Below are 25,419 nucleotides of genomic sequence, written 5' to 3' on the forward strand. Positions count from 1 at the left end.
TTTTCAAATGGGAAGGCCGATTTTAATTGGCATCCCTTCGGAACTGGCTTACAAAGCCGTGTTCCGATGGCGCTGTAGCAGCGTCCAGCTAGAGTGAACGCAAGCCGTAAACGGCTCGCCAAGAATTTTTGAAAATACGCCGCAGGAGAGATTCGCAATGGCTCAGCAGGGCAGTGGTTATCAGGCTCGCTATAAACGCATTCTACTCAAGCTTAGCGGCGAGGCCCTCATGGGCTCGGAAGAGTTCGGGATCGATCCCAAAGTGCTCGACCGCATGGCGCTGGAAGTCGGCCAACTGGTCGGTATCGGCGTTCAGGTCGGCCTGGTGATCGGCGGCGGTAACCTGTTCCGCGGCGCGGCACTGAGTGCGGCCGGCATGGATCGGGTCACAGGCGACCACATGGGCATGCTGGCCACTGTGATGAATGCCTTGGCCATGCGCGACGCCCTGGAGCGCGCCAATATCTCGGCTATCGTGATGTCGGCTATTTCCATGGTCGGCGTGACCGATCACTATGACCGCCGCAAAGCCATGCGCCACCTGAACGCCAAGGAAGTGGTGATCTTCGCCGCTGGCACAGGTAACCCGTTCTTCACCACCGACTCGGCAGCGTGCCTGCGCGCCATCGAGATCGATGCTGACGTGGTGCTCAAGGCGACCAAGGTAGACGGCGTGTACACCGCAGATCCATTCAAAGACCCGCATGCCGAGAAGTTCGATCATCTGACCTACGATGAAGTGCTGGATCGCAAATTGGGTGTGATGGACCTGACTGCTATTTGCCTGTGCCGCGACCACAAGATGCCACTACGCGTATTTAACATGAACAAACCCGGTGCCCTGCTGAATATCGTACATGGCGGCGCAGAAGGGACTCTGATCGAGGAAGGCCAACAATGATCAACGAAATCAAAAAAGACGCTCAAGAGCGTATGCAGAAATCCCTGGACTCCCTGAACCATGCATTTGGTCAGATTCGTACAGGCAAGGCTCACCCAAGCATTCTGGGCAGCGTGATGGTGCCGTATTACGGCGCAGATACCTCCATCACCCAAGTGGCCAACATCACCGTAAAAGACTCGCGCACCCTGCAAGTCGTCGCCTTTGAGCGCAACATGCTCGGCGCCGTCGACAAGGCTATCCAGAGCGCCGGTCTGAACCTCAACCCGACCAATCTGGGCGAGTTGCTGCTGATTTCCATGCCAGCCCTGACTGAAGAAACCCGCAAGGGCTTCACCAAGCAGGCGCGTAGCGCAGCTGAAGATGCGCGGGTTGCCGTGCGCAACATTCGTCGTGATGCCTTGGGTGATCTGAAGAAATTGGTCAAGGACAAGGAAATCAGCGAAGACGAAGAGCGCCGTGCCGTTGCTGATATCGACAAGCTGACCAAAGATGCCGAGGCCCAGATCACCAAGGCCACGGAAGAAAAAGAAAAGGACCTGATGGCCGTATAAGGGGTCAGGACGCCTTCATGGAAAAGACCAAGCAGACTGTACCCTCCGTGGTGCCGCGCCATGTCGCGATCATCATGGATGGGAATAATCGCTGGGCGAAAAAGCGCTTTATGCCGGGTGTCGCCGGGCATAAAGCGGGTGTCGATGCGGTACGGGCTGTGATTGAAGTGTGTGCCGAGGCCAAGGTCGAAGTGTTGACTTTATTCGCCTTCTCCAGTGAGAACTGGCAGCGGCCCGCCGAAGAAGTCAGTGCCTTGATGGACCTGTTCTTCAAGGCCTTGCGTCGTGAGGCCAAGCGCCTCAACGACAACAACATCAGCCTGCGTATCATTGGTGATCGCTCGCGCTTCCATCCGGAACTGCAAGCCGCCATGCGCGAAGCCGAGGCCATTACCGCTGGCGCCGAGCGTTTTGTGCTGCAGATCGCAGCCAATTACGGTGGCCAGTGGGATATCGCCCAGGCCGCGCAACGGCTGGCCCGCGAAGTGCAGGCCGGCCATCTGCGTCCCGACGACATTACGCCCGAACTGTTGCAAACCTGCCTGGTCACCGGCGACCTGCCGTTGCCTGACTTGTGCATCCGTACCGGTGGTGAGCACCGCATCAGCAATTTCCTGTTGTGGCAGTTGGCCTATACCGAGCTGTACTTCTCCGACCTGTTCTGGCCGGACTTCAAACACGATGCCATGCGTAAAGCACTGGCCGATTTCGCTTCCCGTCAGCGTCGCTTCGGTAAAACGAGCGAGCAGATCGAAGCTGGAGCCCGGGTTTAAATGCTTAAACAACGAATCATCACAGCACTGATCCTGTTGCCGATTGCCTTGTGTGGGTTTTTCCTGCTCGAGGGTTCCGGCTTTGCGCTGTTTATCGGCCTGGTCGTCACCCTGGGTGCCTGGGAGTGGGCGCGCCTGGCGGGTTTCAGCGCGCAATTGCCGCGTGTGGTGTATGCCACTGTCGTGGCTGCCCTGGCGTTTCTCTTGTACATCCTGCCGGACCTTGCGCCTTGGGTGTTGGGGGCGGCAGTGTTGTGGTGGGCGCTGGCGACGTTCCTGGTGTTGACCTATCCGCGTACCAGTGGCCAATGGTCCACCGTTGCCTGCAAGTTGGTGATTGGTTTGTTGATCCTCTTGCCTGCGTGGCAAGGGCTGGTGGAAATCAAGCGTTACCCAATGGGTAACTGGTTGATTCTGGCTGTGATGGTGCTGGTCTGGGGCGCTGATATCGGTGCCTACTTTTCCGGCCGGGCCTTCGGCAAGCGCAAGCTGGCGCCGGCGGTCAGTCCGGGCAAGAGCTGGGAAGGCGTTTACGGCGGCCTGGCACTAACGCTGGTGATCACGCTGGTAGTGGGTGTCGTGCGTGGCTGGTCGGTGAAGGAAATCTTCCTGGCGCTGTTGGCCACGGCCATCGTGGTGTTCATTTCGGTGGTGGGTGACCTCACTGAAAGCATGTTTAAGCGCCAGGCCGGGATCAAGGACAGCAGCAACCTGCTGCCGGGCCATGGCGGCGTGCTGGACCGCATCGACAGCTTGACCGCGGCCATTCCGATCTTCGCCGTGCTGTTGTGGATGACGGCTTCGTGAGCCGCCTGCAACAAATAACCGTGCTGGGTGCGACGGGGTCGGTAGGGCTGAGTACCCTTGACGTGATTGCGCGTCATCCTGATCGCTATCAGGTCTTCGCCCTCACCGGGTTTACCCGCTTGAGCGAGCTGCTGGCTTTGTGCGTGCGTCATTCGCCGCGCTTTGCCGTGGTGCCTGAAGCGGCCGCGGCTCGTGGCCTGCAGGATGATCTGCGAGCTGCCGGGCTTGCCACTCAGGTGTTGGTCGGGGAGGAGGGGTTGTGCCAGGTCTCGGCTGACGCTGACGTGGATACCGTGGTTGCCGCTATTGTCGGTGCGGCCGGTTTGCGTCCGACCCTGGCTGCTGTCGATGCCGGCAAGAAGATCCTGCTGGCCAATAAAGAAGCGCTGGTGATGTCTGGTGCACTCTTTATGCAGGCGGTGCGCAAAAGCGGCGCCGTGTTGCTGCCCCTCGATAGCGAGCACAATGCGATTTTCCAATGCATGCCGGGTGACTACGCCCGGGGCTTGAGTCAGGTTGGCGTGCGTCGGATTCTGCTGACGGCGTCTGGTGGTCCTTTCCGGCAAACTCCGTTGGCTGAGTTGGAGGATGTGTCGCCTGACCAGGCGTGCGCTCATCCGAACTGGTCCATGGGGCGCAAGATCTCGGTTGATTCGGCGAGCATGATGAACAAGGGGCTTGAGTTGATCGAGGCGTGCTGGCTGTTCGATGCGCGCCCGGATCAGGTCGAGGTGGTGATTCACCCGCAAAGTGTGATTCATTCGCTGGTTGATTACGTGGACGGTTCGGTATTGGCGCAGTTGGGCAATCCCGATATGCGCACACCCATCGCCAATGCCTTGGCCTGGCCGGAGCGGATTGACTCCGGTGTGGCGCCGTTGGACCTGTTTGCCGTGGCCCGTCTGGACTTCGAGGCGCCGGACGAGCAGCGCTTTCCTTGCCTGCGCCTGGCGCGGCAAGCTGCCGAAGCGGGTAACAGCGCGCCGGCGATGCTGAATGCCGCGAATGAAGTGGCTGTGGCAGCGTTTCTCGAACGGCGCATCCGCTTTCCGCAGATCGCGAGTATCATCGAGGGCGTCCTGGCGCTTGAACCTGTGGTGGCGGTGAATGATCTGGGGGCGGTATTCGAGGCTGATGCCAAGGCTCGAGCCCTGGCTGAGCAATGGTTGAGTCGGAACGCGCGTTAGTCTTTGGGCGGGTTTGAGCCTTTAGGCACTGGATTGGAATGCGGAGAAATTAGATGAGTGCGCTTTACATGATCGTCGGCACCCTGGTTGCTCTGGGTGTGCTGGTTACCTTCCACGAATTCGGCCATTTCTGGGTCGCGCGTCGTTGCGGCGTCAAGGTACTGCGCTTTTCCGTCGGTTTCGGCATGCCGCTGTTGCGCTGGCGTGACCGCCAAGGCACCGAATTCGTGATCGCCGCGATCCCGCTGGGTGGCTACGTCAAGATGCTCGATGAGCGCGAAGGCGAAGTGCCGGCAGATCAATTGGACCAATCCTTCAACCGCAAGACCGTTCGTCAGCGTATTGCCATTGTTGCCGCTGGCCCGATCGCCAACTTCCTGTTGGCGATGGTGTTCTTCTGGGTCCTCGCCATGCTGGGCAGCCAGCAGGTGCGTCCGGTCATCGGTGCGGTCGAGTCGGACAGTATTGCCGCCAAAGCCGGCCTGGTTGCCGGGCAGGAAATTGTTTCCATTGATGGCGAGCCCACCACAGGTTGGGGCGCGGTCAATCTGCAGTTGGTGCGCCGCCTGGGCGAAAGCGGCATCGTCAATGTGGTGGTGCGTGAGCAGGACTCGACTACCGAAACCCCGCGTGATCTGACCCTCGACCACTGGCTCAAGGGCGCTGATGAACCTGATCCGATCAAGTCCCTGGGCATACGTCCATGGCGTCCGGCCTTGCCGCCAGTCCTGGCGGAGCTCGATCCGAAAGGTCCGGCCCAGGCCGCTGGCCTGAAAACAGGCGATAGGCTGTTGGCCCTCGATGGACAGGCGCTGGGCGACTGGCAGCAAGTAGTCGACCTGGTCCGTGTACGTCCTGATACTAAAATTCTGCTGAAAGTTGAGCGCGACGGTGCTCAAATCGACGTCCCTGTGACCTTGTCTGTTCGCGGGGAAGCCAAGGCGGCCGGGGGTTACCTCGGTGCCGGGGTCAAAGGTGTCGACTGGCCGCCATCGATGGTGCGTGAGGTCAGCTTCGGGCCGTTGGCAGCAATTGGCGAGGGTGCAAAACGCACTTGGACCATGAGTGTGCTGACCCTGGAATCCCTCAAGAAAATGTTGTTCGGCGAGCTCTCGGTAAAAAACTTGAGTGGACCGATAACCATTGCTAAAGTGGCGGGCGCTTCTGCCCAGTCGGGTGTCGCGGATTTCCTGAATTTCCTGGCTTATCTGAGTATTAGCCTGGGTGTTCTGAATTTGTTGCCCATTCCAGTATTGGATGGGGGGCATCTGTTGTTTTATCTGGTCGAGTGGGTGCGTGGTCGCCCCTTGTCGGATCGGGTGCAGGGTTGGGGGATACAGATCGGTATCAGTTTGGTGGTCGGGGTGATGTTATTAGCCTTGGTCAACGATCTGGGTCGACTGTAACGCTTCGCTGAATTGCGAATCTGCCGCATTTTGCGGCAGTTTGTTTATTGCCAGTTGGAATAAGAAAGGACTTCATGAAACGTCTGCTGCTAACTGCGGTTCTCACCGTATTGATGATCGCCGAAGTTCACGCCGAGTCCTTCACCATCTCCGATATTCGCGTCAACGGCCTCCAGCGGGTTTCCGCCGGTAGCGTCTTTGGTGCGTTACCGTTGAACGTCGGTGAACAGGCTGATGACCGTCGCCTGGTGGAGTCCACTCGTGCGCTGTTCAAAACCGGTTTCTTTCAAGACATCCAACTGGGGCGTGAAGGCAACGTCCTGGTCATCACCGTTGTCGAGCGACCTTCCGTCGCCAGTATCGAGATCGAAGGCAACAAGGCGATCTCTACTGAAGACTTGATGAAAGGTCTGAAGCAATCCGGCCTGGCCGAAGGCGAGATCTTCCAACGCGCCACCCTTGAAGGTGTGCGTAACGAGCTGCAACGCCAGTACGTTGCCCAAGGCCGCTACTCCGCCACCGTGGAAACGGAAGTGGTGCCGCAGCCGCGTAACCGTGTGGGCCTCAAGGTCAACATCAACGAAGGCACCGTGGCGGCGATCCAGCACATCAACGTGGTGGGTAATACCAAGTTCGCTGATGAAGATCTGATCGACCTGTTCGAGCTCAAGACCACCAACTGGCTGTCGTTCTTCAAGAACGATGACAAGTACGCCCGCGAGAAACTGTCTGGTGACTTGGAGCGCCTGCGTTCCTACTACCTGGACCGTGGCTATATCAACATGGATATCGCCTCGACCCAGGTGTCCATCACCCCGGACAAGAAACACGTCTACATCACAGTCAACGTCAACGAGGGCGAGAAGTACAAGGTTCGTGACGTCAAGCTGAGCGGCGACCTGAAAGTGCCTGAAGACCAGGTCAAGGCGCTGCTGCTGGTGCAGAAAGACCAGGTGTTCTCCCGCAAGCTGATGACCACCACGTCAGAGCTGATCACTCGCCGCCTGGGTAACGAAGGCTATACCTTCGCCAACGTCAACGGCGTGCCGACTCCGCATGATGATGACCACACCGTGGACATCACTTTCGTCGTCGATCCCGGCAAACGTGCCTACGTGAACCGCATCAACTTCCGTGGCAACACCAAGTCGGCGGACGAAGTGCTGCGCCGTGAAATGCGTCAGATGGAAGGTGGCTGGGCGTCGACTTACCTGATCGACCAGTCCAAGACCCGTCTTGAGCGCCTGGGCTTCTTCAAGGAAGTCAACGTCGAAACCCCGGCCGTACCGGGTGTGGATGACCAGGTTGACGTGAACTACGCCGTGGAAGAACAAGCCTCGGGCTCGATCACCGCCAGTGTCGGCTTCGCACAAAGCGCCGGTCTGATCCTTGGTGGCTCCATCACCCAGAACAACTTCCTGGGTACCGGTAACCGCGTGTCTATCGGCCTGACCCGAAGCGAATACCAGAGCCGATATAACTTCGGTTATACCGACCCCTACTGGACTGCTGATGGTGTGAGCCTGGGCTACAACGCCTTCTACCGCACCACCGACTACAAAGACCTCGACGTTGACGTTGCAAGCTATGCGATCGACAGCCTCGGTGCCGGTGTCAACGTTGGTTACCCGATCAGCGAGACGTCGCGCCTGACCTTCGGCCTGACTGCGCAACAGGATGAGATCAAGACCGGTGTCTACACCGTGGATGAAATCTTTGACTTCACCCGTCGTGAAGGTGACAAGTTCCTGAACTTCAAGGCGTCTGCCGGCTGGTCCGAGTCGACCCTGAACAAAGGGGTGCTGGCAACCCGTGGCCATTCCCAGAGCCTGACTGCGGAAGTCACTACTCCGGGCAGCGACCTGTCGTTCTTCAAGCTCGACTACCGTGGTCAGTTGTTCCAGCCGTTGAGCGATAACTACACCATGCGTCTGCACACAGAGCTCGGTTATGGCGACGGTTATGGTTCGACCAATGGCTTGCCGTTCTACGAGAACTACTACGCGGGTGGCTTCAACTCCGTACGTGGGTTCAAAGACAGCACCTTGGGCCCACGTGGTACCCCAAGCCGTGGTGTTGGCGTAACCGGTAACCAAGGCACTGTGGCTGACTCCGACAACGATCCGCTGCCGTTCGGTGGTAACGTGTTGATCCAAGGTGGTGCGGAAATCCTGTTCCCGCTGCCGTTCGTAAAAGATCAGCGTTCCCTGCGGACCTCGGTCTTCTGGGACGTGGGTAACGTGTTCGACTCCAAGTGCGAGCAGATCCGTAACCCGAGCGGCGTGAAGTCCAACACCCAGTGCAACGACGTGAGCCTCAGTAACTTGGCGAGCTCCGTGGGTGTGGGTGTGACCTGGGTGACTGCGCTGGGCCCGTTGAGCTTCGCGCTGGCCATGCCGATCAAGAAACCGGATAACGCTGAAACCCAGATTTTCCAATTCTCCCTCGGCCAGACGTTCTAAGCGTCTGACCTAAGATAACGACAACGGATTCTGTAGGAGTACATCGTGCGTAAGTTGACTCAATTGGTTTTGCTGGCCACTGTGCTGGTAACCACCCCGGCCTTCGCCGAAATGAAAATCGCCGTCCTGAACTATCAGATGGCGCTGTTGGAATCCGATGCGGCCAAGCGTTATGCCGTGGATGCCGAGAAGAAATTCGGTCCGCAACTGACCAAACTCAAGACGCTGGAAAGCAGCGCCAAGGGCATCCAGGATCGTCTGGTAGCCGGTGGCGACAAGATGCAGCAAGGCGAGCGCGAGCGTCTGGAGCTTGAATTCAAGCAAAAGGCCCGTGACTACCAGTTCCAGTCCAAGGAGCTGAACGAAGCCAAAGCGGTTGCTGACCGTGAAATGCTGAAACAGCTGAAGCCGAAACTCGACAGCGCCGTGGAAGAAGTCATCAAGAAAGGTGCCTTTGACCTGGTGTTCGAGCGTGGCGCGGTTATCGACGTCAAGCCTCAATATGACATCACCCGCCAGGTGATCGAGCGCATGAACCAGCTGAAGTAAGCCATGACCGCGACTATCAAGCTCGGCGAGTTGGCCGAGTTCCTGGGGGCCACCTTAAATGGCTCCCCGGAGAAAGAAATCACTGGGCTAGCCACCTTGCAGGAGGCTGGCCCAGCTCAGTTGAGCTTCCTCGCAAACCCTCAATACCGTAAGTACCTGGTCGACAGCCAAGCCGCCGCCGTGTTGCTGAAAGCTGCTGACGCCGAAGGGTTTGCCGGGGATTCGCTGGTGGTGTCCGACCCGTACCTGGCTTATGCCCGGGTGTCACACCTGTTCGATCCGAAACCCAGGGCCGCAGCCGGTATTCATCCGTCTGCGGTCATCGCCGATGATGCTCAGGTTGATCCTGCGGCCAGCATTGGCGCCTTTGCGGTGATCGAGAGCGGTGCGCGCATTGCAGCAGGTGTGACCATTGGTGCCCATTGCTTTATCGGCGCGCGCTGCGAGATCGGCGCGGACGGTTGGCTCGCACCGCGCGTAACCCTGTACCACGATGTGCGTATCGGTGAGCGTGTGGTCATCCAATCGGGTGCGGTGATCGGGGGGGAAGGCTTCGGCTTCGCCAACGCCAAGGGTATCTGGAACAAGATTGCCCAGGTCGGCGGCGTATTGATCGGCGACGACGTGGAAATTGGCGTCAACACTGCTGTTGATCGCGGGGCCCTGGCCGATACCGTGATCGGCAACGGCGTGAAGCTCGACAACCAGATTCAGATCGCCCACAACGTGCAGATTGGTGATCACACTGCCATGGCGGCGTGTGTGGGTATTTCCGGCAGCACCAGGATCGGCAAGCATTGCATGCTCGCCGGTGGCGTAGGGCTGGTGGGGCATATCGATATTTGCGACAACGTCTTCATCACCGGCATGACCATGGTTACCCACTCGATTACCGAGCCAGGGGCCTACTCATCCGGTACCGCCATGCAGCCTGCGGCTGAATGGCGCAAGAGCGCAGCACGGTTGAGGCAGCTCGACGACATGGCTCGACGTCTCAAACAGCTGGAAAAGCGTGTTGGGGACGTGACCCCTGGCGGTAATGCTTCATCAGAAGGCTGATACCATTTCCATATCAAGTGTGCACAGCCGCTAGACTGCCTCCTTGATTTGCTAGCGGGGCGTGCGTTTAGTTCGCCCGCCCCCAATCTTTATTACAGGCTTCCCCCCGAAATGATGGACATCAACGAGATTCGCGAATACCTGCCTCACCGTTACCCGTTCCTGCTGGTGGACCGCGTAGTGGACCTCAACGTCGAGGAAAAGCGCATTCGTGCCTACAAGAATGTCAGCATCAACGAACCGTTCTTCAACGGTCACTTTCCCGCGCATCCAATCATGCCGGGCGTGTTGATCATCGAAGCGATGGCCCAGGCTGCCGGTATCCTTGGTTTCAAAATGCTCGACCTCAAGCCTGCCGACGGCACACTCTACTATTTCGTGGGCTCCGATAAGTTGCGTTTTCGCAACCCGGTCACCCCGGGTGACCAGTTGATCCTGGAAGCCAAGTTCATCAGCTGCAAACGCCAGATCTGGAAGTTCGAATGCCAGGCTTCGGTGGACGGCAAGCCTGTGTGCTCCGCCGAAATCATCTGTGCGGAACGCAAACTATGAGTTTGATTGACCCTCGCGCAATCATCGATCCGTCGGCCGTACTGGCCGCCGACGTTGAGGTCGGCCCCTGGTCGATCATCGGCGCAGGTGTGGAAATCGGCGAGGGGACTGTCATCGGGCCGCACGTGATCCTTAAAGGTCCGACCCGTATTGGCAAACACAATCGTATCTACCAGTTTTCCTCGGTAGGCGAAGACACCCCGGACATGAAGTACAAGGGTGAAGAAACACGCCTGGTAATCGGTGATCACAACATCATTCGTGAAGGCGTGACCATTCACCGTGGCACCGTGCAAGATCGGGCCGAGACCACCCTGGGTGATCACAACCTGGTCATGGCCTACGCGCACATTGGCCACGACAGCGTCATCGGCAACCACTGCATCCTGGTCAACAACACGGCGTTAGCCGGCCATGTGCACGTCGACGATTGGGCGATCCTCTCCGGATTCACCCTGGTGCATCAGTACTGCCATATTGGCGCACACAGCTTTTCAGGCATGGGTACCGCCATCGGCAAGGATGTTCCGGCGTTCGTCACAGTATTTGGCAACCCGGCCGAAGCTCGCAGCATGAACTTCGAAGGCATGCGTCGTCGTGGTTTCAGCGAAGAGGCCATCCACGCCCTGCGCCGTGCCTACAAGGTGGTTTATCGCCAGGGGCTTACCGTGGATCAGGCGTTGACGCAATTGGCCGAGCCATCGGCGTTGTTCCCGGAAGTCGCGGTGTTCCGTGACTCGATCCAGGCGTCGACTCGCGGCATCACCCGCTAATCATGGCTAATCTGCGTATTGCGCTGGTGGCCGGAGAAGCTTCCGGTGACATTCTGGGCGCGGGTCTTATGCGGGCCCTCAAGGCCCAGCATCCTGCGGTGGAATTTATGGGTGTCGGCGGCCCGCTGATGCAGGCCGAAGGGCTCACGTCCTACTTCCCCATGGAGCGGCTATCGGTCATGGGGTTGGTGGAAGTGCTTGGCCGTCTGCGTGAGCTGCTGGCTCGCCGCAAGCTGCTGATCCAGACCCTCATCGAAGAGAAACCCGATGTTTTCATCGGGATCGACGCACCGGACTTCACCCTTAATATCGAGCTCAAGTTACGTCAGGCCGGGATCAAGACCGTGCACTACGTCAGCCCCTCCGTGTGGGCATGGCGTCAGAAGCGCGTACTGAAGATCCGCGAAGGCTGTGACTTGATGCTGACCCTGCTGCCGTTCGAAGCCAGGTTCTACGAAGAAAAGGGCGTGCCGGTGCGATTTGTCGGGCACACCCTGGCCGACACCATCCCTTTGCACGCTGACCGCACAGCCGCGCGCGCCGAGCTGGGTCTGCCTGACGGTCCGCTGGTGGCGCTGATGCCGGGCAGCCGTGGCAGCGAAGTCGGCCGCCTGGCTGCGGTGTTCTTCGATGCTGCCGAGCGCCTGCAAGCCTTGAAGCCAGGCGTACGTTTCGTGCTGCCCTGCGCGAGCCCGCAGCGGCGTGCGCAGATCGAGACCCTATTGGACGGTCGCAACCTGCCGGTGACCTTGCTCGACGGCCAATCGCACCTGGCCCTGGCGGCCTGTAATGCCGTGCTGATCGCCTCGGGTACGGCCACCCTTGAGGCCTTGCTGTACAAGCGTCCGATGGTCGTGGCCTATCGCCTGGCGCCGCTGACCTTCTGGATTCTCAAGCGCATGGTCAAAAGCCCTTACATCTCCCTGCCCAACCTGCTGGCCCAGCGCCTGTTGGTGCCGGAGTTGTTGCAGGACGATGCAACGCCTGAGGCCTTGGCACAAACTCTACTACCCTTGATCGACGGCGGCGAAGAGCAGACCCGTGGTTTTGATGACATTCACCGCACCTTGCGCCGTGATGCCTCGAACCAGGCGGCGGACGCCGTGTTGACCTTGATCGGTAAGAAACAGGAAGCTTTATGACCAAGCAAATCGGCCTGGATTTCAGCCTGGTTGCCGAAGCCCACGAATTGGTGGCCGGTGTTGACGAGGTCGGGCGCGGGCCTTTGTGTGGCGCTGTCGTCACGGCGGCGGTGATTCTCGATCCGAACCGCCCGATTCTCGGCCTCAACGACTCGAAGAAACTCACCGAAGCGCGCCGCGAAAAGCTCTACGACGAGATTATTGAGAAGGCCCTCAGCTGGCATATTGCTCGGGCCGAAGTCGAGGAAATCGACGCGTTGAACATCCTTCACGCCACCATGCTTGCCATGCAGCGTGCAGTAGAAGGCCTGCACATCACGCCCAAAATGGCGATGATCGACGGCAACCGCTGCCCAAAATTGGCCATGCCGGCGGAAGCGGTGGTGAAGGGCGATAGCAAGGTGCCTGCGATTGCGGCAGCGTCAATCCTGGCTAAAGTCAGCCGCGATCGTGAAATGGCCGCTTTCGAATTGATCTACCCCGGCTACGGCATCGGCGGCCATAAAGGCTACCCGACCCCCGTTCATCTGGAAGCCCTGGCTCGCCTCGGCCCGACGCCGATCCACCGCCGCTCGTTCGCCCCCGTACGCCAGGCTTATGAGCTGCGAGAGAGTCTCAGCGAGGTGTAGTCGCGAGGCTGATGTTTTTGCCAAGGCCCGGTACAATCCCGGGCCTTGTTGTTTCTACGTTTAAGACAGGATCACTATGCCGGCTTCATTCGTTCACTTGCGCCTGCACACTGAATACTCCCTGGTTGACGGCCTGGTACGGATCAAACCGCTGGTCAAAACCCTGGTGGGCATGAACATGCCTGCCGTGGCGGTTACCGATCAGAACAACATGTGTTCCCTGGTCAAATTCTATAAAAACGCCATGGGCGCCGGCATCAAGCCGATCTGCGGCGCCGACCTGTGGTTGTCCAACAAAGATCCGGATAACGTCCTTAGCCGTATCAGTCTGCTGGCGATGAACGGCGTGGGTTATCGCAACCTCACCGAACTGATTTCCCGTGGCTTTATCGACGGCCAGCGCAACGGCTCGATCATCATAGAGCGCGAGTGGGTCGCCGAGGCCAGCGAAGGGCTGATCATGCTGTCGGCCGCTAAAGAGGGTGAGGTCGGTCTCGCACTACTCGGCGGCAATCCTCAAGAAGCTGAAGTGCTGGCCCGCGAGTGGATGCAGGTTTTTCCCGACCGTTTCTACCTGGAAGTCCAGCGCACCAACCGCCCCAACGACGAAGAGCACCTGCACGCCGCCGTGGCCCTGGCCGACAAGCTGGGCGCGCCGTTGGTAGCGACCAACGATGTGCGCTTCATCAAGAAAGAAGATTTCGAAGCCCACGAAACCCGCGTGTGCATCGGCGAAGGCCGGGCCCTGGATGACCCGCGTCGCTCGAAGAACTACAGCGAAGAGCAATACCTCAAAAGTGCCGACGAGATGGCCGAGCTGTTCAGCGACCTGCCCGAGGCCCTGGAAAACTCTGTCGAAATTGCCAAGCGTTGCAACATTGAAGTGAAGCTGGGCAAGCACTTCCTGCCCAACTTCCCGATTCCCGATGGCATGACCATCGATGAGTACTTCCGCAAGGTGTCGTTCGACGGCTTGGAAGAGCGCCTCAGTCTGCTGTTGCCCAAGGACACCACTGAGGATTACGAGGCCAAGCGCCAGGTCTATGTCGACCGGCTGAATTTCGAGCTGGATATCATCATCCAGATGGGGTTCCCCGGTTACTTCCTGATCGTAATGGACTTTATCCAGTGGGCCAAAAGCAACGGTGTGCCGGTAGGCCCGGGCCGGGGGTCGGGTGCTGGCTCGCTGGTTGCTTACGTACAGAAGATTACCGATCTCGACCCGCTGGAATATGACCTGCTGTTCGAACGGTTCCTGAACCCGGAACGGGTTTCCATGCCCGACTTCGACGTCGACTTCTGCATGGACGGTCGCGACCGCGTCATTGAATACGTGGCCGAGAAATACGGCCGCAACGCGGTAAGCCAGATCATCACCTTCGGTTCCATGGCCGCCAAGGCTGTAATCCGCGACGTTGCGCGGGTGCAGGGCAAGTCCTACGGCCTGGCGGATCGCCTGTCGAAGATGATTCCGTTCGAAGTCGGCATGACCCTGGAAAAGGCCTACGAGCAGGAAGAGATCCTGCGTGACTTCATCAAGATCGATGAAGAAGCTGCCGAAATCTGGGACATGGCGCGCAAGCTCGAAGGCGTGGTGCGTAACGTCGGTAAACACGCCGGTGGTGTGGTTATCGCGCCTACAAAGCTCACCGACTTTTCGCCGATCTATTGCGATGAAGAAGGCGGCGGCCTGGTCACCCAGTTCGACAAGGACGACGTCGAGGCGGCCGGCCTGGTGAAGTTCGACTTCCTCGGCCTGCGCACGCTGACGATCATCGATTGGGCGCTCAAGACGATCAACCGTGAGCGTGCCAAGGTCGACGAAGAGCCGCTGGATATTGCGTTTATCCCGCTGGACGACAAGCCGACCTACCAGTTGCTGCAAAAGGCCGAAACCACGGCGGTGTTCCAGCTTGAGTCGCGCGGTATGAAAGAGCTGATCAAAAAGCTCAAGCCCGACTGCCTGGAAGACTTGATCGCACTGGTGGCGCTGTTCCGTCCAGGCCCGCTGCAATCGGGGATGGTGGACGACTTCATCAACCGTAAGCACGGTCGCGCCGAGCTGGCATATCCGCACTCCGACTACCAATACGAAGGCCTCAAGCCGGTATTGGCGCCGACCTACGGCATCATCCTGTATCAGGAACAGGTGATGCAGATCGCCCAGGTGATGGCCGGTTATACCCTCGGTGGTGCGGACATGCTGCGTCGTGCCATGGGTAAGAAAAAACCCGAGGAAATGGCCAAGCAGCGCGGCGGTTTCATTGAAGGTTGCGCCACCAACAATATTGACGCTGACCTGGCCGGTAACATTTTCGACCTGGTAGAAAAATTCGCCGGTTATGGCTTTAACAAATCCCACTCCGCCGCCTACGGCCTGGTGTCGTACCAGACTGCCTGGCTGAAGGCTCACTACCCGGCGCCGTTCATGGCTGCGGTACTTTCGGCGGATATGCACAACACCGACAAGGTTGTGACCTTGATCGAGGAAGTGCGCACCATGAAACTGCGCCTCGACGCACCGGACGTGAACGCCTCGGAGTTCAAGTTCACGGTGAACGACGAAGGTCGCATCATCTATGGCCTGGGCGCGATCAAAGGCGTGGGCGAAGGCCCGGTGGAAGCCATCACCGAAGCGCGCCAGGACGGGCCTTTCAAGGACTTGTTCGACTTCTGTGCACGGGTTGACCTCAAACGCATCAACAAGCGAACCCTCGATGGGCTGATCCGTAGTGGTGCACTCGACCGCCTCGGCCCCTATTTCCATGATGAGCCGAAGGCTTACCAGGCGAATATCGACCGTAACCGCGCCGTGTTGCTCACTGCGATGGAAGAGGCGATCAAGGCTGCCGAGCAGACCGCCCGCACTCATGACAGTGGCCACGCCGACCTGTTTGGCGGATTGTTCGTCGAGGAAGACGCGGATGTGTACGCCAACCACCGCAAGGCCAAGGACCTGACCCTGAAGGAGCGCCTCAAGGGTGAGAAAGACACCTTGGGCCTTTACCTTACCGGTCACCCGATTGATGAGTACGAAGGTGAAATCCGGCGGTTCGCCCGCCAGCGCATCATCGACCTGAAACCGGCACGGGATACGCAGACCGTCGCCGGTATGATCATCGCCCTGCGGGTGATGAAAAACAAAAAGGGCGACAAGATGGGCTTTATCACGCTCGACGACCGTTCGGGCCGCATCGAAGCGTCGCTGTTTGCCGATGCGTTCCACTCCGCGCAGTCGCTGCTGCAGACTGACGCCATGGTGGTGGTGGAAGGGGAGGTCAGCAACGATGACTTCTCCGGCGGCCTGCGGCTGCGGATCAAGCGCGTGATGAGCATGGAAGATGCGCGCACCAATTTGGCCGAGAGCTTGCGCTTGAAGGTGAAAACCGAAGCGCTCAAGGGCGATCAGCTACGCTGGTTGGGCGACCTGCTCAAACGCCACCGTGGCGCGTGCCCGGTGACCATGGAGTACACCGGCAATGACGCCAAGGCCATGTTGCAGTTTGGCGAGACCTGGCGAATTGATCCTGCGGATGGCTTGATTCAAGCATTGCGTGACCAGTTCGGCCGTGACAACGTCTTTCTCCAATACCGTTGACGGTCAGGCATTAATACTTAGCCTGATCTCGGCGAAACATTTAATCTCGACCTAGACGCGCCTCTCCCTTAAGGTAGGGCGCGAATAGACAACCGGCTGGCCAGGCACTCCTTGGCCGTCGACCCAAGACGGACGCTTATGAACCCGAATTTTCTTGATTTCGAACAGCCGATCGCTGACCTGCAAGCCAAGATTGAAGAACTGCGCCTGGTCGGCAATGACAATTCGCTGAATATCGGCGATGAGATCGCTCGCCTGCAAGACAAGAGCAGCACGCTCACCGAAGATATCTTCGGCAAGCTGACCAGCTGGCAGATCGCGCGTTTGGCCCGCCACCCGCGTCGTCCGTACACCCTGGACTACATTCAGCACATCTTCACCGAGTTCGACGAGCTGCACGGCGACCGCCACTTCTCCGACGACGCGGCCATCGTGGGCGGTATCGCTCGCCTGGACGACCAGCCGGTGATGGTGATCGGTCACCAGAAAGGCCGTGAAGTGCGCGAGAAAGTGCGTCGCAACTTCGGCATGCCGCGTCCGGAAGGCTACCGCAAGGCGTGCCGCCTGATGGAAATGGCCGAGCGTTTCAAAATGCCGATCCTGACCTTCATCGACACGCCGGGTGCTTATCCGGGTATCGACGCTGAAGAGCGCAACCAGAGCGAAGCAATCGCCTGGAACCTGCGCGTCATGTCGCGCCTCAAAACCCCGATCATCGCTACCGTGATTGGTGAAGGTGGTTCCGGTGGCGCACTGGCCATTGGCGTGTGCGATCAGCTGAACATGCTGCAATACTCGACCTACGCGGTGATCTCACCGGAAGGTTGCGCTTCGATTCTGTGGAAAACCGCTGAAAAAGCGCCGGACGCGGCTGAAGCGATGGGTATCACCGCTGATCGCCTCAAGGGCCTGGGCATTGTCGACAAAGTGATCGCCGAGCCATTGGGCGGCGCTCATCGTGATCCGGCCGCTGCTGCCGCGACTATTCGTGCCGAGCTGGGTTCGCAACTGGCGATGCTCAAGAAGCTGGATAACGAAGCGCTGTTGGCCCGTCGTTATGAGCGTCTGATGAGCTACGGTCTCTGATCAACTACTGATCTGGCAGACATTGCTGTACTGATGTGGGAGCGGGCTTGCTCACGAAAGCGGTAAATCAGTCAATATATCCGGTGACTGACACCACGCTTTCGCGAGCAAGCCCGCTCCCACATTTGCTTTGTGTATGCTGGGCTATCGTGTTCCAAGTATGCGGCGACAATGTGTGATGAAACGAACGCTGACCGCCAAACTGCTGCAAGCCCTGGGTCCCTGGCAAAATGCCCCGGCCTGGCATATCGCTTTCTCTGGCGGCCTTGATTCCACCGTCCTGCTCCATCTCCTGGCCTCCCTGCCAGAAACCGAAACACTCCCACCCCTCAACGCAATCCATGTCCACCATGGCCTGCAAGCCGCCGCCGACGCCTGGCCAAACCATTGCCAGTCGATATGCGACAGCGTGGGCATCCCCCTGCGCGTCATGCGCGTGCAGGTACCACCCGGCGCCAGTCTTGAGCGTGCCGCCCGTGACGCGCGTTACCAGGCGTTTACCGAGGCGATTGGAGCAGGGGAGGTGCTGCTGACAGGCCAGCATCGCGATGATCAGGCCGAAACCCTGTTATTCCGCCTGTTGCGCGGCGCAGGCGTGCGCGGGCTGTCGGCAATGCCTGCACAGCGCCCGCTGGCGGCTGGTTATCTGGTTCGGCCTTTATTGGATGTAGCGAGGGGTGAGTTGGAGGCCTACGCCCACGAGCATCAACTCAAATGGGTCGAAGACCCGTCCAACGCCGACCCGCGGTTCTCACGCAATTATCTGCGCCATCACGTGGTACCGGCGCTCACGAAGCGCTGGCCTCAAGCTGTCATCAGCCTTGCCCGCACTGCCGAGCACCTAGGTGAAGCCCAGGGCCTGCTCGATGAATTGGCGCAAATGGACCTGCAAGCCGCCGACCAGCCTGCACCTTTTCCCTGGTTGCACCTGCCATCTTTGGCACTTGCGCCGCTGCGCGAACTTTCCGACGCCCGCCAGCGTAACGCCCTGCGCCATTGGCTGGCCCCGCTGACCCGTCTACCCGACAGCGACCACTGGGCCAGTTGGCATTCACTGCGTGATGCCAAGGGCGACGCACAGCCTCTATGGCGCCTGGCCGACGGCGAACTGCACCGTAGCGGCGAACGCCTATGGTGGCTGCCCTCCACATGGTCGGAGTTTTCCGACGCATCGCTGCGCTGGCCCGATCCGCGAAATCCACTAGAGTTACCCGGCAATGGCCAGCTGAAGCTCACCGGCAAGGCGCCTGAAGGCCCGCTGGAGGTTCGCTACCGTCATGGCGGCGAAATCATCGACGTGCCACGTCGCGGGCGGCGTGACTTGAAGCGCCTGCTTAATGAAAGTGGGCTTCCGAGCTTCGTCCGTGGCAGATTGCCGCTGCTGTATCAGGGGGAGCAATTGCTCGGGGTGCCTAGCCTGGCGGGATTGTGGAACACAGGGCCGGGCGACTGGCAATTACATTGGATGCCACAGACCTGCGATCAAGGTTTGAGCTGATAGCGCCTTTCCGGTAGACTACGCTCCCTTCTTGATACAACTTCTGTGGATTCGCCTGAATCGCAGCAGTTGCCGATTACCAAGCAGTCTTTGCTGGGCGATTCCAAAAAATGTGTAGCGATCAACGTACTGGTGTTTCATTGCCGGTCTGTCATCACGCGGCGGTTTTTTTGAAAGGTGCACTGTGATTAATGCAGGTGATCGGGGGCTTCGGCCTCTCTTCGCTCTCCCCGGCGGTTCGGACCGCTTTAACGCAGACTTCTAGGGTTTTTCATGACGCGCTACATATTCGTCACGGGCGGTGTTGTTTCTTCATTGGGGAAAGGCATTGCCTCCGCTTCATTGGCGGCCATCCTGGAGGCGCGGGGACTTAAGGTCACCATGCTCAAGCTGGACCCGTACATCAACGTCGACCCGGGCACCATGAGCCCGTTCCAGCACGGTGAAGTGTTCGTCACTCACGACGGCGCCGAGACCGACCTGGACCTGGGCCACTACGAGCGGTTCATCCGCACGACCATGACCCAGAACAACAACTTCACCACCGGCCGTGTCTACGAGCACGTGCTGCGCAAGGAGCGCCGTGGTGACTACCTGGGTGCAACCATCCAGGTGATCCCGCACATCACCGACGAAATCAAGCGTCGCATCATCAAAGGTGCAGGCGATGCCGACGTGGCGATGGTCGAGATTGGTGGCACCGTCGGTGACATCGAGTCCCAACCGTTCCTCGAAGCCATCCGCCAGCTGCGTTTCGAAGTCGGCGCCAAGCGCGCGATGCTGATGCACCTGACCCTGGTGCCGTACATCGCTACCGCCGGCGAAACCAAAACCAAGCCTACCCAGCACTCGGTCAAGGAACTGCGTTCCATCGGCCTGCAGCCGGATGTGCTGGTGTGCCGCTCCGATCACCCGATCGACATTTCCTCGCGTCGCAAGATCGCGCAATTCACCAACGTTGAAGAACGTGCGGTGATCGCGCTGGAAGACGCCGACACCATCTACAAGATCCCGGGCATCCTGCACTCGCAAGGCCTGGACGATTTTGTGGTCGAGCGTTTCGGCCTGCAATGCAACAGCGCGGACCTGTCCGAGTGGGAAGCCGTGGTCGACGCCAAGCTCAACCCTGAGCACGAAGTCACCATCGCCATGGTCGGCAAGTATATGGAGCTGCTGGACGCGTACAAGTCGCTGATCGAAGCGATGAGTCACGCCGGCATCAGCAACCGTACCAAGGTCAACCTGCGCTACATCGATTCCGAAGACATCGAGAACCAGGGCACTGCGCTGCTCGAAGGTGTCGACGCGATCCTCGTACCGGGCGGTTTCGGCCTGCGCGGCGTGGAAGGCAAGATCACTGCCGTGCAATACGCTCGTGAAAACAAGGTGCCGTACCTGGGTATCTGCCTGGGCATGCAAGTGGCCGTTATCGAGTTCGCCCGTAACGTGTTGGGCTGGAAAGACGCCAACTCCACCGAGTTCGACAGCAAGAGCGGTCACCCGGTCGTGGGCCTGATCACCGAGTGGGAAGATGCCACAGGTGCCGTCGAGACCCGTACCGAAGCCTCCGACCTTGGTGGCACCATGCGCCTTGGCGCGCAAGACTGCCTGCTGGAGCCGGGTTCGCTGGTTCACGATTGCTACGGCAAGGATGTGATCGTCGAGCGTCACCGCCACCGCTACGAAGTGAACAACAACCTGCTGCCACAAATCAAAGAGGCCGGCCTGAAAATCTCCGGTCGCTCCGGTGATGGCGCGCTGGTTGAAGTGGTCGAGGCACCGGATCATCCATGGTTCGTGGCGTGCCAGTTCCACCCGGAGTTCACCTCGACGCCGCGCGACGGTCACCCGTTGTTCAGTGGTTTCGTTAAAGCAGCACTGACGCAACATCAGAAGAAGGCGTAACCCTGATGGCCCAGAAGATCATTCGCGTAGGCGACATCGAGATTGCCAACGACAAGCCCATGGTGCTGTTTGGCGGCATGAACGTGCTGGAAAGCCGCGACATGGCGATGCAGGTCTGTGAAGAGTACGTGAAGGTGACCCAAAAACTGGGTATCCCTTACGTGTTCAAAGCCAGCTTCGACAAGGCCAACCGTTCGTCCGTGACCTCCTATCGCGGCCCGGGCCTTGAAGAAGGCATGCGGATCTTCCAGGACATCAAGCAAGCCTTCGGCGTACCGATCATCACTGACGTCCACGAGCCTGAACAGGCTGCCGTGGTCGCCGAGGTGTGCGACATCATCCAGTTGCCGGCCTTCCTGTCGCGCCAGACCGACTTGGTTGTCGCGATGGCCAAGACCGGTGCTGTGATCAATATCAAGAAAGCCCAGTTCCTCGCGCCCCAGGAAATGAAACACATCCTGAGCAAGTGCGTTGAGGCGGGTAACGACCAGTTGATCCTCTGCGAGCGCGGTTCGAGCTTCGGCTACAACAACCTCGTGGTGGACATGCTCGGTTTCGGCATCATGAAACAGTTCGAATACCCGGTGTTCTTCGACGTGACCCACGCGCTGCAAATGCCCGGTGGTCGCGCTGATTCCGCGGGCGGGCGTCGTGCCCAGGTGCTGGACCTGGCCAAGGCTGGCATCAGCCAGTCTTTGGCGGGCCTGTTCCTCGAAGCCCACCCGGACCCGGACAACGCCAAATGCGACGGTCCGTGCGCCCTGCGCCTGGACAAACTGGAGCCATTCCTGGCCCAGCTCAAGCAGCTGGACGAACTGGTCAAGAGTTTTCCGACGGTAGAGACCGCATAAGCGCCATTTCTCCGGTAGACTTTCCCACGCTTTACGCTCAGGCCTGCGGGCCTGAGCCATGTCGCCTGCAAGCCTGCCCCGTTGTTCCACCCTTGCGGTCGGTCAAAAGATTTCCTTCAGCTGCGTCGTTTTCGTCAACTTTGGAGTGTTTACAACAATGGCAAAAATCGTCGACATCAAAGGTCGTGAAGTTCTCGACTCCCGTGGCAACCCCACCGTCGAAGCCGACGTGCTTCTCGATAACGGCATCATCGGCAGCGCCTGCGCGCCGTCCGGTGCTTCCACCGGTTCGCGCGAAGCGCTGGAACTGCGTGATGGCGACAAGAGCCGTTACCTGGGCAAGGGTGTACTCAAGGCTGTAGCCAACATCAACGGCCCGATCCGTGACCTGTTACTGGGCAAAGACCCGCTGGACCAGAAAGCCCTGGACCACGCGATGATCAAGCTCGACGGCACCGAAAATAAAGGCAGCCTGGGCGCCAACGCCATCCTCGCTGTGTCCCTGGCTGCTGCCAAGGCTGCTGCCCAGGACCAGGACCTGCCGCTGTACGCACACATTGCCAACTTGAACGGCACCCCGGGCGTTTACTCGATGCCGGTACCGATGATGAACATCATCAACGGTGGCGAGCACGCCGATAACAACGTCGACATTCAGGAATTCATGGTGCAGCCGGTCGGCGCCAAGACCTTCTCCGAAGGCCTGCGCATGGGCACCGAGATTTTCCATCACCTCAAAGCTGTGCTGAAGGCCCGTGGCCTGAGCACTGCCGTGGGTGACGAAGGTGGTTTTGCACCGAACCTGGCGTCCAACGAAGATGCACTCAAAGTGATCTCCGAAGCGGTAGCCAACGCTGGCTACAAGCTGGGCACCGACGTGACCCTGGCGCTGGATTGCGCGGCCAGTGAGTTCTACGAGGACGGTAAATACAACCTGTCCGGCGAAGGCCAGGTGTTCAACTCCGAAGGTTTTGCTGACTACCTCAAAGGGTTGACCGAGCGTTACCCGATCATCTCGATCGAAGATGGCCTGGACGAGTCCGACTGGGATGGCTGGAAAATCCTCACCGACAAGATCGGCGAGAAAACCCAGCTGGTGGGCGACGACCTGTTCGTCACCAACACCAAGATCCTGAAAGAGGGCATCGATAAAAAGATCGCCAACTCGATCCTGATCAAGTTCAACCAGATCGGCACCCTGACCGAAACCCTGGAAGCCATCCAGATGGCCAAGGCAGCGGGCTACACTGCCGTGATCTCGCACCGCTCCGGCGAAACCGAAGATTCGACCATTGCCGACCTGGCCGTGGGCACCTCGGCGGGCCAGATCAAGACCGGTTCTCTGTGCCGTTCCGACCGCGTTTCCAAGTACAACCAATTGCTGCGTATCGAAGAGCAACTGGCCGGCAAAGCCAAGTACAACGGTCGCGGCGAGTTTCGCGGCTGATCGCTCTTGATGGTAAAGCATGGTAAAAAGCTGACGGATTGCGTCGGAAAACTCACGACAGTGTGGGTTTCGACGCTAATCTGATGGCTATCAAGCACAAGCCTGGTTTTTCCAGGCTTCGTGCTATCAGTTACTTTAAAAGTTTGCATGGCTGTCTTTTTTCACTGGATACCCGGATTTCGATGCGCAGTCCCAATTGGTTGTTTCTCGTCTTGCTCTTGTTGCTGGCTGGCCTGCAGTACCGCCTATGGGTCGGTAATGGCAGCTTTGCGCAGGTAAAAGACCTGGCCGAGCAAATCGCTGCACAGCGCGCCGAAAACGAAGTCCTGCTGGAGCGCAACCGTGTCCTTTATGCGGAAGTGCTTGAGCTGAAAAAGGGTACCGAGACCGTTGAAGAGCGGGCTCGTCATGAGTTGGGCATGGTCAAGGAGGGCGAAACCCTCTACCAGTTGGCCCAATGACCAACAGCTTGCCGGCCTTCTGGGCCGTGATTCCTGCCGCGGGCATCGGTGCCCGCATGGCCGCGGACCGTCCCAAGCAGTACCTGCAACTGGGCGGACGCACCATTCTCGAACACAGCCTTGGCTGTTTTCTCGACCATCCTTCGCTCAAGGGGCTGATGGTCAGTCTAGCTGTTGATGATCCGTATTGGCCTACCCTGGCGTGTGCCATGGACCCGCGAATTCACCGTGCGGACGGCGATTTGGAGCGTTCCGGTTCGGTGCTCAACGCGCTGTTGCAGCTGAACGCTTTGGGGGCCAGTGATGATGATTGGGTGCTGGTGCACGATGCGGCGCGGCCGAACCTGAGTCGCGATGACCTCGACAAACTGCTGATTGAACTGGCGGACGACCCGGTGGGCGGTCTGCTGGCCGTGCCAGCACGTGACACCCTCAAGCGAGTCGATAAGCATGGGCGTGTCGTCGAAACCGTCGACCGTAGCCTGATCTGGCAAGCCTACACGCCGCAGATGTTCCGTCTGGGTCCGCTGCATCGTGCTTTGGCTGACAGCCTGGTGGCGGACGCCGTCATCACCGATGAAGCCTCTGCCATGGAATGGTCCGGCCAGGCGCCGCGGCTGATCGAAGGGCGGTCGGACAATATCAAGGTGACGCGGCCGGAAGATCTGGAGTGGCTCAGGTTGAGGTGGGCTAATCGCCGGTAGTCAGTTGCACCGAGTCGACCCTTTCGCGAGCAAGCCCACATTTGCCGCGTTCCAACAGGATAAACGCGGTCAAATGTAGGCGCTGGCTTGCCTGCGAAGAGACCGGCACAAACAGCCAATAATTACGGGCTGTACTCCGGCCTCTCAGCCAACCCTTCCTTCAAGTAATCCACCAACTTCCTGACCTTCGGCGACAAATGCCGCTGCTGCGGATACAGCGCCCACACCGCTGTATTCGGCGGCTGATGCGCCTCCAGCAGCGACACCAGCGCGCCACTGTGCAAGTGCTCCAGTGCGTAATAATCCGGCAACTGGCACAACCCGACGCCCTGTAACGCCGCATCCAATACCGCTTGCCCACTGTTGCAGCGCCAGTTTCCCTGCACCCGCTGGGAAAATTCGCGCCCGTCCTGGGCCAGTTGCCAGATATCCGAGCTACCAATCAAGCAGTTATGCCGACTCAATTCCGACAAGCTATGTGGCCGACCATACCGCGCCAGGTAGGACGGCGACGCGCACAGGTACATGCGCCTCGGTGCCAGCCTGCTGGCGACCATGCGCGAATCCTGCAAACGGCCCAGGCGAATCGCCAGATCCAGGCCCTCGTGCACTAGGTCTAGTTGACGGTTGCTCAGCTCGATATCCACGCGCAACTGCGGGTAGAGGCCCATGAACCGCGTTACCAACGGCACGATAAACCGCTCGCCGTAGGCCACGGCGCAGGTCATGCGCAACATGCCTTTGGGTTCGCTGGTGAGGTCACCCACCGCACGCAGGGCTTCTTCGCGCCCGTCCTGCAAACGTTGGCAATGTTGCAGAAAGGTCTGGCCGGCTTCCGTCAAGGTGACCTTGCGCGTGCTGCGATACAGCAACCGCGTTTGCAGGCGTTCTTCCAGGCGCGCCACCTGCCGGCTGATATGCGACGAAGAGACGCCCAGGCGTTCCGCTGCCGCAGTGAATTGGCTGCATTCGGCCACTGCGACAAATTCATCGATGCCTTCCCAGCGGTTTTCAAGCACGGTGATTATCCCTGTACAGCAATAAAGTTTTGCTTTCGCTTGGATTATTAATCAGC

General features: G+C 59.1%; 22 protein-coding genes. 21 read left to right on the forward strand and 1 reads right to left on the reverse strand.

Annotated features, from left to right (window positions below; genetic code table 11):
- The first annotated feature begins 157 nt into the window (after positions 1–157).
- From pyrH to ispD, 21 genes are all read left to right on the forward strand, one after another.
- Positions 158–901, forward strand: coding sequence for a UMP kinase (pyrH, locus tag AACY08_RS11145; protein WP_003172271.1), 744 nt, complete (start codon positions 158–160; stop codon positions 899–901).
- A complete protein-coding gene (gene frr, locus AACY08_RS11150; RefSeq protein ID WP_049709667.1) occupies positions 898–1,455 on the forward strand; it encodes a ribosome recycling factor in 558 nt (185 codons plus the stop codon). Before pyrH ends, frr begins: the two co-directional genes overlap by 4 nt.
- Positions 1,456–1,472: 17 nt before the next feature.
- Positions 1,473–2,228 carry a polyprenyl diphosphate synthase gene (gene uppS, locus AACY08_RS11155; RefSeq protein WP_339418149.1) on the forward strand — a complete coding sequence of 252 codons (756 nt, stop codon included), beginning with the start codon at positions 1,473–1,475 and terminating at the stop codon, positions 2,226–2,228.
- The gene (locus AACY08_RS11160) at positions 2,229–3,035 is read left to right on the forward strand and encodes a phosphatidate cytidylyltransferase (protein WP_339418148.1); all 807 of its coding nucleotides are present in this window, start codon (positions 2,229–2,231) and stop codon (positions 3,033–3,035) included. It abuts the gene before it with no gap.
- Positions 3,032–4,222: a 1-deoxy-D-xylulose-5-phosphate reductoisomerase gene (gene ispC / locus AACY08_RS11165; RefSeq protein ID WP_339418147.1), complete on the forward strand. Its 1,191-nt coding sequence runs from the start codon at positions 3,032–3,034 to the stop codon at positions 4,220–4,222. The genes AACY08_RS11160 and ispC overlap by 4 nt, the downstream gene beginning before the upstream one ends.
- Positions 4,223–4,275: 53 nt before the next feature.
- Positions 4,276–5,628: a sigma E protease regulator RseP gene (gene rseP, locus AACY08_RS11170; RefSeq protein ID WP_339427100.1), complete on the forward strand. Its 1,353-nt coding sequence runs from the start codon at positions 4,276–4,278 to the stop codon at positions 5,626–5,628.
- 74 nt (positions 5,629–5,702) lie between these two features.
- Positions 5,703–8,090, forward strand: coding sequence for an outer membrane protein assembly factor BamA (bamA, locus tag AACY08_RS11175; RefSeq protein WP_339469469.1), 2,388 nt, complete (start codon positions 5,703–5,705; stop codon positions 8,088–8,090).
- A gap of 45 nt (positions 8,091–8,135) precedes the next feature.
- Positions 8,136–8,639 carry an OmpH family outer membrane protein gene (locus tag AACY08_RS11180; RefSeq protein ID WP_003189173.1) on the forward strand — a complete coding sequence of 168 codons (504 nt, stop codon included), beginning with the start codon at positions 8,136–8,138 and terminating at the stop codon, positions 8,637–8,639.
- 3 nt (positions 8,640–8,642) lie between these two features.
- A complete protein-coding gene (gene lpxD / locus AACY08_RS11185) occupies positions 8,643–9,698 on the forward strand; it encodes a UDP-3-O-(3-hydroxymyristoyl)glucosamine N-acyltransferase (RefSeq protein ID WP_339469470.1) in 1,056 nt (351 codons plus the stop codon).
- 111 nt (positions 9,699–9,809) lie between these two features.
- Positions 9,810–10,250 (forward strand): 3-hydroxyacyl-ACP dehydratase FabZ, encoded by a 441-nt coding sequence (gene fabZ, locus AACY08_RS11190; protein ID WP_003172281.1) that lies wholly within the window; start codon positions 9,810–9,812, stop codon positions 10,248–10,250.
- The gene (lpxA, locus tag AACY08_RS11195) at positions 10,247–11,023 is read left to right on the forward strand and encodes an acyl-ACP--UDP-N-acetylglucosamine O-acyltransferase (protein ID WP_065872440.1); all 777 of its coding nucleotides are present in this window, start codon (positions 10,247–10,249) and stop codon (positions 11,021–11,023) included. Before fabZ ends, lpxA begins: the two co-directional genes overlap by 4 nt.
- A 2-nt stretch (positions 11,024–11,025) precedes the next feature.
- A complete protein-coding gene (gene lpxB, locus AACY08_RS11200) occupies positions 11,026–12,165 on the forward strand; it encodes a lipid-A-disaccharide synthase (protein WP_339469471.1) in 1,140 nt (379 codons plus the stop codon).
- Positions 12,162–12,794 (forward strand): ribonuclease HII, encoded by a 633-nt coding sequence (gene rnhB, locus AACY08_RS11205; protein ID WP_339469472.1) that lies wholly within the window; start codon positions 12,162–12,164, stop codon positions 12,792–12,794. The genes lpxB and rnhB overlap by 4 nt, the downstream gene beginning before the upstream one ends.
- 76 nt (positions 12,795–12,870) lie before the next feature.
- Positions 12,871–16,392, forward strand: a complete 3,522-nt coding sequence (gene dnaE / locus AACY08_RS11210) for a DNA polymerase III subunit alpha (protein WP_339469473.1) — start codon at positions 12,871–12,873, stop codon at positions 16,390–16,392.
- A 138-nt stretch (positions 16,393–16,530) separates the two neighbouring features.
- Positions 16,531–17,478, forward strand: coding sequence for an acetyl-CoA carboxylase carboxyltransferase subunit alpha (locus tag AACY08_RS11215; RefSeq protein ID WP_003172288.1), 948 nt, complete (start codon positions 16,531–16,533; stop codon positions 17,476–17,478).
- Between the two features lie 178 nt (positions 17,479–17,656).
- A complete protein-coding gene (gene tilS / locus AACY08_RS11220; RefSeq protein WP_339469475.1) occupies positions 17,657–18,976 on the forward strand; it encodes a tRNA lysidine(34) synthetase TilS in 1,320 nt (439 codons plus the stop codon).
- Between the two features lie 273 nt (positions 18,977–19,249).
- Positions 19,250–20,881, forward strand: coding sequence for a CTP synthase (locus tag AACY08_RS11225; RefSeq protein WP_339427097.1), 1,632 nt, complete (start codon positions 19,250–19,252; stop codon positions 20,879–20,881).
- Positions 20,882–20,886: 5 nt separating this feature from the next.
- Positions 20,887–21,732, forward strand: a complete 846-nt coding sequence (gene kdsA, locus AACY08_RS11230; protein ID WP_048719919.1) for a 3-deoxy-8-phosphooctulonate synthase — start codon at positions 20,887–20,889, stop codon at positions 21,730–21,732.
- Between the two features lie 157 nt (positions 21,733–21,889).
- On the forward strand, positions 21,890–23,179 hold the full coding sequence (gene eno / locus AACY08_RS11235) for a phosphopyruvate hydratase (protein WP_065872435.1): 1,290 nt from the start codon (positions 21,890–21,892) through the stop codon (positions 23,177–23,179).
- Between the two features lie 182 nt (positions 23,180–23,361).
- A complete protein-coding gene (ftsB, locus tag AACY08_RS11240) occupies positions 23,362–23,640 on the forward strand; it encodes a cell division protein FtsB (protein ID WP_339418126.1) in 279 nt (92 codons plus the stop codon).
- On the forward strand, positions 23,637–24,344 hold the full coding sequence (gene ispD / locus AACY08_RS11245; RefSeq protein WP_339435892.1) for a 2-C-methyl-D-erythritol 4-phosphate cytidylyltransferase: 708 nt from the start codon (positions 23,637–23,639) through the stop codon (positions 24,342–24,344). The genes ftsB and ispD overlap by 4 nt, the downstream gene beginning before the upstream one ends.
- 122 nt (positions 24,345–24,466) lie before the next feature.
- Here the strand turns inward: ispD and AACY08_RS11250 are convergent, their stop codons facing one another.
- On the reverse strand, positions 24,467–25,363 hold the full coding sequence (locus AACY08_RS11250) for a LysR substrate-binding domain-containing protein (RefSeq protein ID WP_339469476.1): 897 nt from the start codon (positions 25,361–25,363) through the stop codon (positions 24,467–24,469).
- Positions 25,364–25,419 lie beyond the last annotated feature (56 nt).

The sequence above is a fragment of the Pseudomonas sp. EL_65y_Pfl1_R83 genome, assembly GCF_963970695.1.
Lineage (GTDB): Bacteria > Pseudomonadota > Gammaproteobacteria > Pseudomonadales > Pseudomonadaceae > Aquipseudomonas > Aquipseudomonas tritici.

Excerpts from the sequence above, each read along its gene's own strand:
- eno (WP_065872435.1), top strand. The coding sequence starts at position 21,890 with ATGGCAAAAATCGTCGACATCAAAGGTCGTGAAGTTCTCGACTCCCGT.
- dnaE (WP_339469473.1), top strand. The coding sequence starts at position 12,871 with ATGCCGGCTTCATTCGTTCACTTGCGCCTGCACACTGAATACTCCCTG.
- lpxB (WP_339469471.1), top strand. The coding sequence starts at position 11,026 with ATGGCTAATCTGCGTATTGCGCTGGTGGCCGGAGAAGCTTCCGGTGAC.
- kdsA (WP_048719919.1), top strand. The coding sequence starts at position 20,887 with ATGGCCCAGAAGATCATTCGCGTAGGCGACATCGAGATTGCCAACGAC.
- uppS (WP_339418149.1), top strand. The coding sequence starts at position 1,473 with ATGGAAAAGACCAAGCAGACTGTACCCTCCGTGGTGCCGCGCCATGTC.
- fabZ (WP_003172281.1), top strand. The coding sequence starts at position 9,810 with ATGATGGACATCAACGAGATTCGCGAATACCTGCCTCACCGTTACCCG.
- ftsB (WP_339418126.1), top strand. The coding sequence starts at position 23,362 with ATGCGCAGTCCCAATTGGTTGTTTCTCGTCTTGCTCTTGTTGCTGGCT.
- rnhB (WP_339469472.1), top strand. The coding sequence starts at position 12,162 with ATGACCAAGCAAATCGGCCTGGATTTCAGCCTGGTTGCCGAAGCCCAC.
- AACY08_RS11215 (WP_003172288.1), top strand. The coding sequence starts at position 16,531 with ATGAACCCGAATTTTCTTGATTTCGAACAGCCGATCGCTGACCTGCAA.
- lpxD (WP_339469470.1), top strand. The coding sequence starts at position 8,643 with ATGACCGCGACTATCAAGCTCGGCGAGTTGGCCGAGTTCCTGGGGGCC.
- tilS (WP_339469475.1), top strand. The coding sequence starts at position 17,657 with ATGAAACGAACGCTGACCGCCAAACTGCTGCAAGCCCTGGGTCCCTGG.
- pyrH (WP_003172271.1), top strand. The coding sequence starts at position 158 with ATGGCTCAGCAGGGCAGTGGTTATCAGGCTCGCTATAAACGCATTCTA.
- frr (WP_049709667.1), top strand. The coding sequence starts at position 898 with ATGATCAACGAAATCAAAAAAGACGCTCAAGAGCGTATGCAGAAATCC.
- bamA (WP_339469469.1), top strand. The coding sequence starts at position 5,703 with ATGAAACGTCTGCTGCTAACTGCGGTTCTCACCGTATTGATGATCGCC.
- AACY08_RS11160 (WP_339418148.1), top strand. The coding sequence starts at position 2,229 with ATGCTTAAACAACGAATCATCACAGCACTGATCCTGTTGCCGATTGCC.
- ispD (WP_339435892.1), top strand. The coding sequence starts at position 23,637 with ATGACCAACAGCTTGCCGGCCTTCTGGGCCGTGATTCCTGCCGCGGGC.
- rseP (WP_339427100.1), top strand. The coding sequence starts at position 4,276 with ATGAGTGCGCTTTACATGATCGTCGGCACCCTGGTTGCTCTGGGTGTG.
- AACY08_RS11225 (WP_339427097.1), top strand. The coding sequence starts at position 19,250 with ATGACGCGCTACATATTCGTCACGGGCGGTGTTGTTTCTTCATTGGGG.
- lpxA (WP_065872440.1), top strand. The coding sequence starts at position 10,247 with ATGAGTTTGATTGACCCTCGCGCAATCATCGATCCGTCGGCCGTACTG.